The sequence below is a fragment of the Nonomuraea sp. NPDC050022 genome, assembly GCF_044460705.1.
Taxonomy (GTDB): Bacteria; Actinomycetota; Actinomycetes; order Streptosporangiales; family Streptosporangiaceae; genus Nonomuraea.
Genome location: NZ_JBITKE010000028.1, coordinates 1 through 13376 on the forward strand (window position 1 = coordinate 1; position 13376 = coordinate 13376).

Genomic DNA, 13376 nt, shown 5'->3' on the forward strand with positions numbered 1-13376 from the left:
GGTATGCGTTGAAAGGCGCACGTACCGTTCGGAGGGGGGCCGTTGTTTTCCACCTCAGTGGGGGCGGCGGCCTACCCTACGCTCCTGCCGACGCCGCAGCAGGCGGCGGCGCTGGAAGCCACCCTGGACGCCGCCAACCGAGCGGCGAATCTGGTCGCGGCACTGGCGTTCCAGCAACACTGTTTCCGCAACTTCGACCTGCGCAAGCACACCTACGACCAGATCAAGGCCGAGTTCGGGCTGGCCGCCCAGGCCGCCCAGCACGTCATCAAGAAGGTGTGCGACGCCTACCGCACCCTGCACGCCAACCTGGCCGCCGGGAACCTGGGCAAGCCCGGATCGCCGCGTCGGGTCACCATCGAAGCCCAGCCGATCTCCTTCCGATCGCTGGCGGCCCAGCCGTATGACGACCGGTGCCTGTCCTGGCAGCATGATGCTCGGACGGTGTCGATCTGGACGACCGCCGGGCGGCTGAAAGGGGTGGCCTTCACCGGCTCGGCACAGCAACTGGCGCTGCTGGCCGCCCATCGACGCGGCGAGTCGGATCTGATCTGCCGGGACGGGTTGTGGTTCCTGTATGCCACGGTCGAGTTGGCCGGCCGGCCGCTATCGGAACCGGACGGCTTCGTCGGGGTGGATCTGGGTATCGCCAACATCGCTACCACCTCCGATGGGGTCCGTCATTGCGGCAAGGGCCTGAACGCGGTCCGCCACCGTCATCGCCGACTGCGCCGCCGTCTGCAGGCCAAGCAGACCAAGTCCGCCAAGCGGCTGCTGAAACGGCGGCGTCGTAGCGAGGCGCGGTTCGCCGCGAATGTCAACCACATCATCGCCAAAAGCATCGTGACCGAGGCAGAACGCACCGGGCGCGGGATCGCTCTGGAGGATCTCCAGGGCATCCGCGAACGGGTACGGCTTCGCAAGCCCCAGCGGGTCACGCTGCACTCCTGGAGTTTCCACCAGCTCGGAGCCTTCATCGCCTACAAGGCGGTCCGGTCAGGAGTGGCGGTGATTATCGTGGATGCGGCCTACACCTCACAGCAGTGCTCGCACTGTGGGCATGTGGACAAGCGCAATCGGTCTGACCAGGCCACCTTCTCGTGTACGTCGTGCGGTTTCGCTGAGCACGCCGACGTCAACGCAGCCCGCAACATCGCCGCACGCGGCGTTACGGGCTGGGCAGTGAGTCACGCTGCCTGACGCGGACCGGACCGTCGAAGCCATCGACGGCGAGGAGCTGCAAGCTCGGTCGTTTACGGCCGAGAAGCTGACACCCGTCCTTTCGGGCCGTTCGGCACGTGCCTGCTAGCCGGTCACCGCCGGGGACGGGCCGGGTGTGATGCGGTCCCAGGCGTCGAGCGGCAGCATGATGACGGCGGCGGGGAACAGGCCATGCTCCTCGTGATCGATGTGCTGGTGCAGCCGGTCCAGGGCGGCCAGTACGGCGGGCCAGTCGGGCGCGGCCGGGTCGATCGCGCCGAGCACGCCGTGGATGTCGGCATGCTCGGCGCAGAGCCGCTCGACCTCGTCGGCCAGCGGCCCGTCGGCGCGCAGTTCGGCGAACAGCCCGTTCTCTTCGGCGGTGGTGTGCGGGACCAGCCGGGCGAGCAACTCCGCCAGGAGGGGCGTGGCGTCGCCGTGCCGATCCTCGACGATGGCGCGGCGCAGCGCTCCCGCGCACTCCTGAATGTCCCAGTGCTCCTGGGACAGGCGGCCGATCAGTGGGAACTCCCGGCAGCCGCAGTAGTTGCACATGCTCGTGTCCTTATGGAACTCGTGTCCTTTTGGAAGAGGTCACAGCTCGAAGACGAGGCGGGCGGGGACCGTGCCGGCCAGGACGTCGTCGAAGGACCGGTTGATCTCCTCGAGCTTGCGCGTCTCGTAGATGACCTTGGTACGTCCCTCTGCGTGCAACTGGAACACCTCGGCCAGGTCGGCGCGAGTGCCGACGATGGAGCCGATGACGCTGATGCCGCCGAGCACGGTCTGGAAGATGGGCAGGCTCATCGCGTTGTCTTTCGGCAGGGAGACCAGCACCAGGCGGCCGCCGCGGCGCAGCGACGCGTGCGCCTGTTCCAGCACGCGCGGGCTGGCGGCGAGCACGATGGCGACGTCCGCGCCGCCGAGCGCCTGAATCTCGGCGACGGGGTCGGTGGCGGCGGCGTTGACGGTGTGGGCGGCGCCGAGGTCGCGGGCCAGCTGGAGCTTGTCTTCGGTGACGTCGACGGCGATGGTCCGGCCGCCGAAGATCCGCGCGTACTGCAGGGCGAGATGTCCGAGCCCGCCGATACCGAAGATCGCGGCCCGCTCGGACGGGCGCAGCCCAGAGACCTTGACGGCCTTGTACGTGGTCACGCCTGCGCAGGTCAGCGGGGCCGCCTCAGCCGAGATGACGCCGTCGGGCACGGGGACGACGTAGGCGGCGTGGGCGACGGCGTGCTCGGCGTGGCCGCCGTTGAGCGCGTAGCCGGTGTTCTGCTGGGACTCACACAGCGTCTCCCGGCCGCTGACGCAGTACTCGCAGGTACCGCAGGCGTAGCCGAGCCACGGCAGGGCCACGCGCTCGCCGACCGCCCGATCGGTCACGGCGGAGCCGACCTTCTCGATGACGCCGACACCCTCGTGCCCGGGGATGAAGGGCAGCGACGGCTTGACCGGCCAATCGCCGTGGGCGGCGTGGATGTCGGTGTGGCACAGGCCGCTGGCCTCGATACGCACGAGAACCTGGAACGGCTCCGGCTCGGGGACGGGCACCTCCTGAATCTCGACGGGCTTGTCGAAACCGATGATGACGGCAGCACGCATGGGTTCTTGTCTCCTTTGGTCGTGCTTCACCCTCCCGCCCTGGGCGGCGCGGCGATCAGGGCCGAAGGTCCCGTACGGACCGGCCATCCGTCACTCTTTCGCGGTGCGACGTCCCTCTCCCAAGAAGCCGCCACGCTCGCACAGGGCGTGGACCAAAGCTGCGCCTCGCGGGACTTCCGTCCCTGGAGGCCAGGCCGGGTGAGGCGGTGGCATGGCACATAGAAGGAAGGCGCGGGGAAGCACGTCGGGGGTGGTGCACGCCTGGCAGTAGCCGGTGCACGCGTTCGCCGGCTCGGTCAGCCGAGGCGTGCCCGCCACGCCCGCTGCCCGGTCGCGGTGGTCCGCGCCTGATGCCCCCGGAAGCGGCCGCCGTAGGGCCCTGTTCGGCGGGACCTTGGTCACCCGACATCCGGGACGTCCGCCGCTGCCGGCCGACGCCAGGGATAGGAGAGCGTGGACGTGGGGGTGAATAGCTATGTCAATCGAAGTCAAGGACGTCATGGGACTCGTGGCCATCGCCGTGCTGGAGAACGCATCGTTCGCCGACATCGTGGCCACCATGAAGCGCTACGCGGTCGGCGCGGTCACCGTGGTCGACGCCGACCGGCGGCCGGTGGGCGTCGTCTCCGAGAACGACCTACTGCTCAAAGAGGCCGACCCGGTACGGCACAGCATGTCGATCTTCGAGTCGCGCCGCCGACGGCGCGACCATGACAAGGCCGCGGGGGCGACGGCGGTCCAGCTGATGACCTCTCCGGCGATCACCGTCACACCGGGCACGGCGGTACGGGATGCCGCCAAGCTGATGCACACCCAGCGCATCAAACCACTGCCCGTGATCGACCCGGTGACCGGCCGGATCGTCGGCACGCTGCACCAGCGAGACGTGCTGCGGGTCTTCACCCGGCCCGCCGCCCGCTGACCACGGCACCGGCGGAAACCGCTCGGCGAAGGGAGCTCATCAGCTCGCCGGTAGCGGCAGCCAACGGTGTCCCGTCCTCGGCAAGCACATCGAGGAGGAAGCCGGCTCGTCCCGATACCTGCGATCGATTCGAGCTTTGTTGAAGTCTGGGGCGGCCTGGACTGTGTTCTATAGAGTCAGCGCCCGTCATCGTACGACCCGGCCGAGGGAGAGCGATGCGGGTCGAGTTCCGGCTGTTGGGCGAGGTGTGCGCCCGTGTGGACGGCAGATCGGTCGATATCGGCCCGGCGCGGCAGCGCTATGTGCTGGCGGTGCTGCTGGCGGAGGCCAATCACCCGATGTCCATGGATCAGCTCGCCGAGCGGGTCTGGGGTGAGGACCGGCCACCGCAGGCCGCGGGTACGTTGCGGAGTTATCTGTCGCGGTTGCGGGCCGCTGTGCCGGTGGTCGAGGAGTGGGGCATCCGGCGTCGTTCCGGCGGCTATCTGCTTGAGGTCGACGAGGCGGCCGTGGATCTGCATCTGTTCCGCCGGTTGCTGGCGCAGGCGCGGGGCGGCCGGGACGGCGTGGAGCCGGTGGCGCTGTATGAGCGGGCGCTGGCGTTGTGGCGTGGCGAGGTGTTCGCCGACCTGGACACACCCTGGTTGATGGCGTTGAGGCACACGCTGCAGGCCGAGCGGTTCGCCGCGCAGTTGGACTATCACGACCTCCGGCTCCGGCGCGGTGAAGACGCCACGTTGCTCGTCGACCTCGCGACGCTGGCGGCCGTGCATCCGCTGGATGAGCGGCTGGCCGGTCAGCTCATGATCGCGCTGTACCGCAGTGGCCGCCAGGCCGACGCCTTGGCATGCTATGCGCGGATCCGGCGCGAGTTGGCCGAGGGGTTGGGGACCGATCCCGGCGCTGCTCTCCAGGGGCTCCAGCAGCAGATCCTGGCCGCCGACCCCGTGCTCGCCCCGGCGGCGGTGGACGTCGCTGTGGCAGCGCGCGGCGTCGTTCTGGTGCCGCAGACCCTGCCGGCGGCGCCGCCGTCGTTCGTCGGCCGGGACCGCGAACTGGCGGGGCTCGATGAGGCGCTGGCCGTTCAGCTGACGACGGGCACGGTGCGGATCGTCACGATCGGCGGCTGCGGTGGCATCGGCAAGACCTGGCTCGCTCTGCACTGGGCGCACCGGAACACGGACACGTTCGCCGACGGGCAGTTGTACGTGAACCTGCGTGGCTTCGACCCCTGCGACGCGACGATGTCGGCGGCGGTGGCGGTGCGAACCTTGCTGGGCGCCCTTGGCAGCGATCCGGCGGCCATTCCGCCGATGCTGGACGCGCAGGTCGCGCTGTATCGCAGTCTGGTGTCCGGCAAGCGGATGCTGATCGTTCTGGACAATGCCCGCGACACCGCGCAGGTGGCGCCTCTGCTGCCGGGGAGTCCGTCCTGTTTCGTGCTGGTGACCAGCCGCCAGGAGCTGGCCGGCCTGATGGCCGGTTACGGTGCCCATCCGATCACGTTGCCCCCTCTCGGTCAGGCCGAGGCGCGCCGGCTCTTCACTCGTCATGTGGGCAGCCGGCGGGCCGAGGCAGAGCCCGCGGCAGTGGCCGGCCTGCTGGAGCTGTGCGCGGGGCTGCCGCTCGCGCTGAGCATCATCGCGGCCCGGGCGAAGGTCCGCCCGGACTTCCCGCTGTGGGCCCTGGCCGAGAATCTGGGCAGGGACTCGGCACGGTTGGACGCCCTGGACGGAGGAGAGCCGGCCGCGGACCTCAAGGCGGTGTTCTCCTGGTCTTATCGCACCTTGTCGGCACCGGCGGCCAGACTGTTTCGATTATTGGGCATTCACCCTGGTCCGGACGCCGACGAGGAGGCGGCGGCCAGCCTGACCGGGCTGGAGCATGCTCAGGCGCGAAGGCTGTTGACGGAGCTGACGCGGGCGCACCTGCTCATCGAGCACCGGCCGGGACGCTACACCTTCCATGATCTGCTGCGCGCCTACGCCGCGGAGCAGGCTCGCACGCGCGATGCGCAGGCCGCCCGGCGCGCCGCGTCGCACCGCGTACTGGACCACTATGTGCACACCGCTCACACGGCCATGCTGCTGCTCTATCCGCACCGCCATCCGATCACCCTGTCCGCGCCGCAGGACGGAGTGCGCCCGACGGTCCTGACCGACCCGCGACAGGCGATGGCCTGGTTCACCGCCGAGCACGCGGTGCTGATCGCGGCCGTGCGCCAGGCCGCCGACCTGGGATTCGGCACCCTCACCTGGCAACTGGCCTGGGCCTTGGTCACCTATTTCGATCACCAAGGACATTGGCCGGACCTTCTCGCCACCCAGCAGACGGCGCTGAACGCCGCGCAGCGGCTCGGCGATCGACTCGGCCAGGCCCACGCCCACAGCGGACTCGTCCGGGCCTACACCCGGCTGGGCCGCCATGACGACGTCCGCGCCCACGTCGAGCAGACGCTCACCCTCTTCACCGTGCTCGGTGACCGGGTCGGCCTGGCCAACGCCCACCGCGGCGTCGCCTCGCTCCTGGAGACCCACAGCGGGTATCGAGAGGCGCTCGACCATGCGGAACAGGCCCGTGATCTCTATCAGCAGGCCGGCCATCGGGCCGGACTCGCGCACGCGCTCAACGCGATCGGCTGGTATCACACCCTGATGGGCCACCACGACCAGGCCCTGATCCACTGCGAGCAGGCCCTGGACCTGCACCTCGAGCTCGGCCATCAGCACGGGCAGGCCACCACCTGGGACAGCCTCGGACACGCGCACCTGCATCTCGGCCATCACGCCCAAGCCGCCGCCTGCTACGAGCAGGCTCTGAAACTGTTCCGTGAGGTCGCCGACCGCTACAACGAGGCCGCCACTCTCGTCCGCCTCGGCGACGCCCACCACGCCGCCGGCCACGACCGGCTGAGCGGCCATGCCTGGCGGCACGCGCTGGAGATCTTCGAGCAGCTCGGCCACGCCGACGCCGACCGGATCCGCGCCAAGATCCACGATCAACTGGAACGGTAGCGCCGACGGCGCAGCGGCGAGTCCAGCACCCGCAACGAACCCACAACGCTTTCACAACGCCGGTCAGACATCCTGAGCCAGTGCGAGCGCAAGGCCGGCCGCCCATACGGAGCTGAGCACCTCGCATACCGCTGAATGGAGAACTCGGTGCTTTGTGCGATCCAAGATGATTCGGCGCGGCTCCACGGCGTAAGCGCCGAGCATCTCCAGGTGCTCGCCGATACCGACGAGAACTTCCTCCGATCGCCCTGCCCGGCCACGGAGACCTCATTGACGCGCCAGGAAGACGTCAAGGCGACACCGGGGCGATGACACGGACGCGCGTCACCGGCAACCGAAGGGAGGTAGAGGTGATGAAGAGCGAGCCTTGAAACGGTAACCGCAGAAATGGCGTTCAGCGGAGGCTGTTTCCCGGGGTTTCCGTGGCCGCCAACAGAGAAGCAGCGAAGATACAAGAGCGCAGCAGGTTCACCTGAACCATGGCGCCCACTCGCAAGAATTTCTGCGCCACTTCACTGACGGCCGGAAATCGCCGGAAGGTGGCAGTAGGTCATCTATCTGGCGCCGGAGACGGCACTTCCGATGACAAGCGGCAAATCTTGCCCGCACATCAGCGTCCTTCCCCCGTGGGGATACGGGCCCACCAATATGCCATGTCCTCACGCCTTTCTGTTCCAGATAGGAGAACCATGCGGACCAAACTGTCGAGGATGCTCGTCGGAGCCCTGATCGTCGCGGCAGGAACTGCGACCGGGGTGCCGGCGGCATCGGCGACCGCCTCCGCCCTCCCCTGTTCGGTCTACGCGGATCCCCCGTTCGCCTATGGCGTCGGCGAGATCCGTGGAATCGGCGGTTCGACGGGCTGCGGGGAGTCCAATATCGAGGCACGCCTCTACCAGGACAAGGTCGGGCTCGACGCTCTGGTGGCGACCGGCTCGGGGTCAAACCCGATCAGGGTCTACGGCAGCTGCAACTGGGGCCACGGTAGCTACTACACCCAAACCCGCAGCCGGGGTGGCACGGTGGAATCCCAGCGCGTGACGCTCTGCTAAAAGCGTCCTGAATGGGAGTGAGGACCTTCGGACGTGGGCTCGTCATCACCCCCGAAGGTCCTCGCGCCCAGAGATAGGTTGTGAGCCTGTTGGCCATCCCGAGCGGAGTGGCCGGCCAGGTGCACGAGCCGTCGGCGTTGGGGATGGTCACATGGCCGCCGGCTGGTTCAGCAACCGTCGACGGATTGAACCTTTCGATGCGGGTCTGGGCTTCAAGTTCCGTGTCGTCGGCGGATCTGGCCACCGAGTACAGCGTCGGACGCTCCACCATCCACCGCATCATCCACGGCCCAGAAATATCCAGGTAGAGCGATCACACCCCAAAGCCCGGACGTCACCTACCGCCGTCAGATGAACCGCCAGCTCACCGTGCGGGAATCCCGCCACAAGCTCGCCCGCGACCTGTGCCACGGCAAGCGCGGAACCATCCACCAGGCGTACCGCAACGGGATGGAGGACCAACTCGGCGCGCTCGGTCTGCTCCTCAACGATCATGCTCTGGACGACCCGCTGCATCGACGCCGCCGTCGCCCAACTCCGCGCCGAGGGCCACGAAATCCGGGACGAGGACATCGCCCGGCTCTCCCCGCTCAAGCACAAGTACCTGAACCTGCTCGGCCGCTACAGCTTCACCGCCAGCGTCCCGGCCGCCGGCGCCCTGCACCCGCCGCGCGACCCGGGCGCGGCCGGACTCGATGACGACGATGACGACGCGGAGAACTGACGGCGTCAGGTGCCGACCAGGCGCGCCGATCAGCGTGTGGGCCGCCCTCGGTCAGCCGCTTCGCAGCCGTGGCGGTCTGCTCCCCCCAGCGGCAGCGAGGCCACCACGGCGTGGCTGTAGCCGTTGCCGTGAGGCATGCCTCGGGGCGTACGAGGGGGCGCATCGTCACGTCCTACTCATCCGGGTCCCAGGCGCTGAGCTGGTCGAAGAGACCTCGGTCGCCGTCGAGCTTCAGGGAGTTGATCGGGATACGGTCGTGCAGGATGAGGACCAGCTCGTCGGCCGTGCCCCAGGCGGAGGCGTTGGCCGCGTCCGGGTCCTGGTCGGCAGCGGTGGCCGATATGGTGCCGGGCCCGGGGAGACGGGCGGTCCGTGCGCCGTCGGCGGAGAGCGAGAGGCGCCAGGAGCGGCCCTCGGAGGCGTGGAAGTCGACGACAGCGGGCTTGTGTGGCCAGGCACTCGTCGTTGCGACGCAGGTGGACAGGAACTCGTCGACACCGTCGAGTGCCACCTCGGCCGGCAGCGGCTGCGGGGCCCCCACGGTGATCTGGGCGTCGTAGGTGTGCACCGCCATCTGCTGGAGCTGGTGCCGAGCTACGGCACCGGAGGTCTGCGGCGACTGCGACGTCTCCCACCACGTCCAGCAACCGCGATCCGGGCCGGCCTTCCGCAGTGCGTCCAGCAGTTGCTCCGTGGACTCCGCCAACCAGGCCAGCAGCGCCTCGCGCTCCCGAGGCGCAGCCCGGGAGCCCTCCGCCGCGGACTTGGCCGGAGCAGGCCCTGCGGCGACGGTGGCGGCCCAGTCGCGGCGCCCCTCGCCGATGTGCTGCGCCAGATCGAACAGCGTCCACTCGGGGCAGGTCGGCACCTGTACGTCGAGGCTGGGCGCGGAGGCGACCGCGGCGCGGAAGGCGGTCGACCGTTCGTCGATCAGTCGCAGCAGAACGGGAAACTCAAGTGTCGTTGTCACCCGGACTCTCTATCACGGCCCGGCACTCGGGTCGGTCATCAGGGGCAATGTAGCCCTGCGTAGCCGAGGTGACGGTGTGGCAAGTCGCCGTCGGTCGCCTCGCTCTACCGGGCACTCGCGGAAGCCGAGGCCGCCGCGGTGGACGAGGGACTGCCCCTTCGGCCAAGCCCGTACGCATCCGCCAGCCGTGATCATCGGCTTAGCGTGAACCGCTGTACCGCTGTGCCCCACGGCCGGTTGACCTCACAACAGTGGATTCGCTTGTTTGCGGCATTGTGCACAATCCATCTGGTCGTGGAGGCGATGGAGCTCCGAGGATGCCCTACATGGCGAGCGATGATCCACATTCTATGATCTTCATAGCCCTTCTCCGACGATGGAAGGACATGAGCATGCGGCTCAGCCTGGCTCGTAACGGCATGCTGGCAGTGGCGGCCCTGGACCTGCTCGTCGCCATGGGACGCGCTGAGGACGGTCACCGATGCTCTGGTGCCGCTGCAGGTACGCATGCTCATGAGAGCGGAGCACAGGAACCTGGCCAGCTTCGCTCTGTGGGTCAGGCGGCGTCAGGACGGGGTGCCGCCGGGTGGTATTGCCCTGACGTATGCGAAGAATCAGCGGCCGCTGCTGCTGATGCTGCTGTTCGCCGTGGTCGTGCAGGCTGTTGCCCTGGAGTGGATGCTGGCGGTCTCGAACGCTGCGGCCGGCCTGCGCGCCATCGTCATGGTGGCCGACGTCTACCAACTCTTGTTCGTGCTGGCCCTCGGGGCGGCGTCCGCCACCCGGCCGCATGTCGTGACCGCGGAGGAGTTGCGCATCCGCTATGGCGCGTACGTCGACCTGCGCGTCCCGCGCGAGCTCATCGCCTCGGTCAGGGTAAGCCGTAACTACAACGCGCGCGGTGTGATCGAAGTGACGGACGGCCACCTCACCCTGGGAGTGGACGCGCAGACGAACCTGATCGTCAACCTGACCGGGCCGATCGCCGTCACCAGGCCCCTCGGCCGTCGCGAGCACATCACCACGATCCGCTTCTACGCCGACGACCCTGGCTCAGCTTTGAAAAGCCTGAAAGGGCGTTCGTGAACTAGATTCGGCCACGATCACGTGTGCCTGGCGGGCTCGCCCCGCCGGGCACCACCATGACCCGCATGACACGTCGCGCTCCGAGCCCGGCTCCTGAGGAGGAGGCTTCGAGTAGGTGGCTTTCCATCGGGGTGTTCGCGCTGGGGGGTCGTCGCTCGTGCCGCGTTTCCGGGCAGGTCATATGACGCAGATCACTAGCTTGGGGTGCTCGTAGAGCAGGTTGTCGGTGGTGCCTGCGCCGCCGGTCGCTACGCGCTCATCGCCGAGCTCGATAGTGATCTTCTGGACCGGCGCGTAGCGCGCCCGTCGAGGCGCGAAGCGCCTTAGTAACCCTTTTGTGGCTGTCATCCGGTTTCGTTTGAGTAGCGTCGCCGGGTGCCGTCGGCGATTATCGACGCGACATGACCGCGCTGCGAAAGGACCGGGCATGACGTGGCATCCGTGGAGACGGGCGTTCCTCACGGCGGGGGCGGCCGTGGTCGGCTTCGACCCGTCCACGCGCACGTGGGTCACCGACGCCGCCCAGTCTCAGGGGATGGTCGACCTGCCGCCGCTGAAGGGCAAGGTGGCGACCGATCCCGCCTCGCGCGGCCAGGCGGCCGACGACTTCGGTCACCTGGTCCATCGAACCCCCGGGGCCGTGCTGGAGCCCGGCGCCGTGTCGGACATCATGCTGATGATGAAGTACTGCCGGACGCACAGCCTGCCGGTGGCCGCGCGCGGCCAGGGACACGCCACCTTCGGTCAGGGCCAGGTCGCGGGCGGGCTGATCATCGACATGACCCCGCTCAACGCGGTTGAGGTGCGGGAGGACACGGCCGTCGTGGAGGCGGGCGCGCTCTGGAGCAGCTTGGCGCAGGCGAGCCTGGCCCACGGCCTGACCCCTCCGGTCTTCACCGACTACCTGGAGCTCTCGGTCGGCGGCACGCTCTCGGTGGGCGGTGTCGGCGGCCAGACCCACCACCACGGATCCCAGGCGGACAGCGTCGTGGAACTGGAGGTCGTCACGGGGGCGGCCAGCCTGAACAGGTGTTCCGCGCGGCTGCGCCCCGACCTCTTCCGCGCGGCGCTGGCTGGAAGAGGACAGTGCGGCATCATCACCAAGGCCACCGTGCGCCTACTGCCGGCCCCCGAGAGGGTCCGCCACTACCTGCTCTCCTACCCGAGCGTCGCCGCGCTGACCGCCGACCAGCGGCGCGTGGTCAACGACGGCCGCTTCGCCTACGTGGAGGGAGAGCTCGGGCTGCCGACCGGCTCCGCCGGCTGGAGTTACCAGCTTGAAGCGGTCGCTTTCTTCAACGGCACGACTCCGCCCGACGACGGCAGGCTGCTCGACGGGCTGCGCGACCAGCCCGGCGACCGGCAGATCCAGGACATGTCCTACTTCGACTTCCTCAACCGGCTCGCCGCGGGCGTCGCCTATCTGAAGTCCACTGGCGAGTGGTACCGCCCGCACCCCTGGTGGAACATGTTCCTGCCCGCGAGCCGCACCGACGCCTTCGTGGAGGCCGCCATCAAGGACCTGACCGAGACCGAGGTCGGCGCCAGCGGCGTGGTACTGCTCTATCCCTTCCCCCGCGCCCGCCTGCACCTGCCCTTGCTGCGCGTGCCCGACGAGGAGACGGTCTTCCTCTTCACGCTGCTCAGAACCGCCTCGCACGGAGCCGAGAGCCCGCAGGACATGGTGGAGGCCAACCGTTCCCTCTACCTGCGCGCCCAAGCCGTCGGGGGTTACCAGTACCCGGTCGGCTCCATACCCACCACACCTGAGGAGTGGCGCACCCACTACGGCCCCGCATGGGCCGCCTTCGCGGCGGCCCATGAACGCTACGACCCCGACGGAATCCTCACTCCGGGCCAGGGCGTCTTCCCTCCGGGACCGTGAAGTCCGGAGCCGGATCACCCGTGCCGAGTTTCGCCGCCAGGCGAAGGGCGCGGTGTCGCAGGGGACGGCCGGTCGGGTCGCCCCGGGCGTTTCAGCCCGGGCTCGATTTTACCTTGGGCTGACTTGGTCGAGGAAGGTTAGCGCCAGGGTCCGGTGTTCGGCGATGACCTGGGTCAGCGGCTCGGGCAGCCACCGCCCCTGGCCGGGCCAGCGAGTGGCCGCCAAAACGCTCTCGGCCGTCCGACGGGTCAGTGCACGCAGAGGGCCGAGACGGTCACTTCGTAGACCCACCAGGAGCTGTCCGGCGCGATGAAGAGAGTGCGATCGCTCTGTGACCAGTTCGCGCAGTCACCACCCGCCGCCAGCACCGCCGCCCTGGCCTCCTGCGCGCCGTTGTGCTTGGCCACGTCCGAGGTCCGGCCCTGGCCCACCGCGCTCGCCGAACGCGGAATCGTGTAGGACATGGCGGACTGATCGGTGGCGGCGTCGACCGCCACGGCGCCGAGACCGAGCGCCGTCACCGTGACAAGGGACGCGGCCGATGCGCGCCAAAGGAGCGCTCTCCTGCGGCGGCCTGTGCGAGATTCCATCTGCCCTCTCCACATCGTCGGACGTATGGGGATCGCGGCGCTTGGCGCGCCGCGACGTCAACGTAGATCCGCAATCGCAGCCGCGCCAGATTCAGTTGGTCGCCGCCGCATCGGCCCACGATGCGACGTCCGGTGGGCTGAAAGTTTCACGAAAGCGAAAAGGCGTCTCGGGTGGCGCGTTCGGCGGCGCGAGGGTGAGGTCGAGCTCGCCGGCATCGATGGCGGCCAGGTGCGCGTCGATCTCGGCGTCGTTGGCCAACCCCGCGGCGAGCAGCTCGGCGCGGACCATGCGCACCGTCGCGTCTCCAGCCGGTCGCAGGCTACCCCC

Annotated in this window: 11 protein-coding genes and 1 pseudogene; 7 read left to right on the top strand and 5 right to left on the bottom strand. The window is 68.9% G+C overall.

All coding sequences use genetic code 11. From position 1 onward, the window contains the following. Window positions 1-57 precede the first annotated feature (57 nt). The gene (locus ACIBO2_RS58305; RefSeq protein ID WP_397305311.1) at window positions 58-1200 is read left to right on the top strand and encodes an RNA-guided endonuclease InsQ/TnpB family protein; all 1143 of its coding nucleotides are present in this window, start codon (window positions 58-60) and stop codon (window positions 1198-1200) included. A 105-nt stretch (window positions 1201-1305) separates the two neighbouring features. On the opposite strand, the gene ACIBO2_RS58310 is transcribed toward ACIBO2_RS58305, so the two are convergent. Both ACIBO2_RS58310 and adhP read right to left on the bottom strand, forming a co-directional pair. Further along, window positions 1306-1755 carry a hemerythrin domain-containing protein gene (locus ACIBO2_RS58310; RefSeq protein WP_397305312.1) on the bottom strand — a complete coding sequence of 150 codons (450 nt, stop codon included), beginning with the start codon at window positions 1753-1755 and terminating at the stop codon, window positions 1306-1308. Window positions 1756-1794: 39 nt separating this feature from the next. Beyond that, window positions 1795-2805 carry an alcohol dehydrogenase AdhP gene (gene adhP / locus ACIBO2_RS58315; protein WP_397305313.1) on the bottom strand — a complete coding sequence of 337 codons (1011 nt, stop codon included), beginning with the start codon at window positions 2803-2805 and terminating at the stop codon, window positions 1795-1797. A gap of 475 nt (window positions 2806-3280) precedes the next feature. Between adhP and ACIBO2_RS58320 the strand changes: the two genes are divergently transcribed. From ACIBO2_RS58320 to ACIBO2_RS58335, 4 genes and pseudogenes are all read left to right on the top strand, one after another. Beyond that, a complete protein-coding gene (locus ACIBO2_RS58320; protein WP_397305314.1) occupies window positions 3281-3727 on the top strand; it encodes a CBS domain-containing protein in 447 nt (148 codons plus the stop codon). Between the two features lie 215 nt (window positions 3728-3942). Then, the gene (locus ACIBO2_RS58325; protein ID WP_397305315.1) at window positions 3943-6741 is read left to right on the top strand and encodes a BTAD domain-containing putative transcriptional regulator; all 2799 of its coding nucleotides are present in this window, start codon (window positions 3943-3945) and stop codon (window positions 6739-6741) included. Between the two features lie 689 nt (window positions 6742-7430). After that, window positions 7431-7793: a hypothetical protein gene (locus ACIBO2_RS58330; protein ID WP_358557967.1), complete on the top strand. Its 363-nt coding sequence runs from the start codon at window positions 7431-7433 to the stop codon at window positions 7791-7793. A 351-nt stretch (window positions 7794-8144) separates the two neighbouring features. Further along, window positions 8145-8517 (top strand): annotated as a pseudogene (locus ACIBO2_RS58335) (Tn3 family transposase). 172 nt (window positions 8518-8689) lie between these two features. Here ACIBO2_RS58335 and ACIBO2_RS58340 read toward each other — a convergent pair. Beyond that, window positions 8690-9487, bottom strand: a complete 798-nt coding sequence (locus ACIBO2_RS58340; protein ID WP_397305316.1) for a maleylpyruvate isomerase family mycothiol-dependent enzyme — start codon at window positions 9485-9487, stop codon at window positions 8690-8692. A 633-nt stretch (window positions 9488-10120) separates the two neighbouring features. Here ACIBO2_RS58340 and ACIBO2_RS58345 point away from each other — a divergent pair. Next, on the top strand, window positions 10121-10573 hold the full coding sequence (locus ACIBO2_RS58345) for a hypothetical protein (RefSeq protein WP_397305317.1): 453 nt from the start codon (window positions 10121-10123) through the stop codon (window positions 10571-10573). Window positions 10574-11000: 427 nt separating this feature from the next. Next, window positions 11001-12458, top strand: coding sequence for an FAD-binding protein (locus ACIBO2_RS58350; RefSeq protein ID WP_397305318.1), 1458 nt, complete (start codon window positions 11001-11003; stop codon window positions 12456-12458). Window positions 12459-12706: 248 nt separating this feature from the next. Here ACIBO2_RS58350 and ACIBO2_RS58355 read toward each other — a convergent pair whose 3' ends face one another. Together ACIBO2_RS58355 and ACIBO2_RS58360 are read right to left on the bottom strand one after the other, a co-directional pair. Further along, complete coding sequence (locus tag ACIBO2_RS58355; protein WP_358557978.1) at window positions 12707-13048, bottom strand: hypothetical protein; 342 nt, start codon at window positions 13046-13048, stop codon at window positions 12707-12709. Between the two features lie 91 nt (window positions 13049-13139). Then, the gene (locus tag ACIBO2_RS58360; RefSeq protein ID WP_358557981.1) at window positions 13140-13343 is read right to left on the bottom strand and encodes a hypothetical protein; all 204 of its coding nucleotides are present in this window, start codon (window positions 13341-13343) and stop codon (window positions 13140-13142) included. Window positions 13344-13376: the final 33 nt, after the last annotated feature.

What these genes read in the sequence shown, in the direction of transcription:
- ACIBO2_RS58310 (WP_397305312.1), bottom strand. Translation starts at nt 1,755, where the DNA reads ATGTGCAACTACTGCGGCTGCCGGGAGTTCCCACTGATCGGCCGCCTG.
- adhP (WP_397305313.1), bottom strand. Translation starts at nt 2,805, where the DNA reads ATGCGTGCTGCCGTCATCATCGGTTTCGACAAGCCCGTCGAGATTCAG.
- ACIBO2_RS58320 (WP_397305314.1), top strand. Translation starts at nt 3,281, where the DNA reads ATGTCAATCGAAGTCAAGGACGTCATGGGACTCGTGGCCATCGCCGTG.
- ACIBO2_RS58325 (WP_397305315.1), top strand. Translation starts at nt 3,943, where the DNA reads ATGCGGGTCGAGTTCCGGCTGTTGGGCGAGGTGTGCGCCCGTGTGGAC.
- ACIBO2_RS58330 (WP_358557967.1), top strand. Translation starts at nt 7,431, where the DNA reads ATGCGGACCAAACTGTCGAGGATGCTCGTCGGAGCCCTGATCGTCGCG.
- ACIBO2_RS58345 (WP_397305317.1), top strand. Translation starts at nt 10,121, where the DNA reads ATGCTGCTGTTCGCCGTGGTCGTGCAGGCTGTTGCCCTGGAGTGGATG.
- ACIBO2_RS58350 (WP_397305318.1), top strand. Translation starts at nt 11,001, where the DNA reads ATGACGTGGCATCCGTGGAGACGGGCGTTCCTCACGGCGGGGGCGGCC.
- ACIBO2_RS58355 (WP_358557978.1), bottom strand. Translation starts at nt 13,048, where the DNA reads ATGGAATCTCGCACAGGCCGCCGCAGGAGAGCGCTCCTTTGGCGCGCA.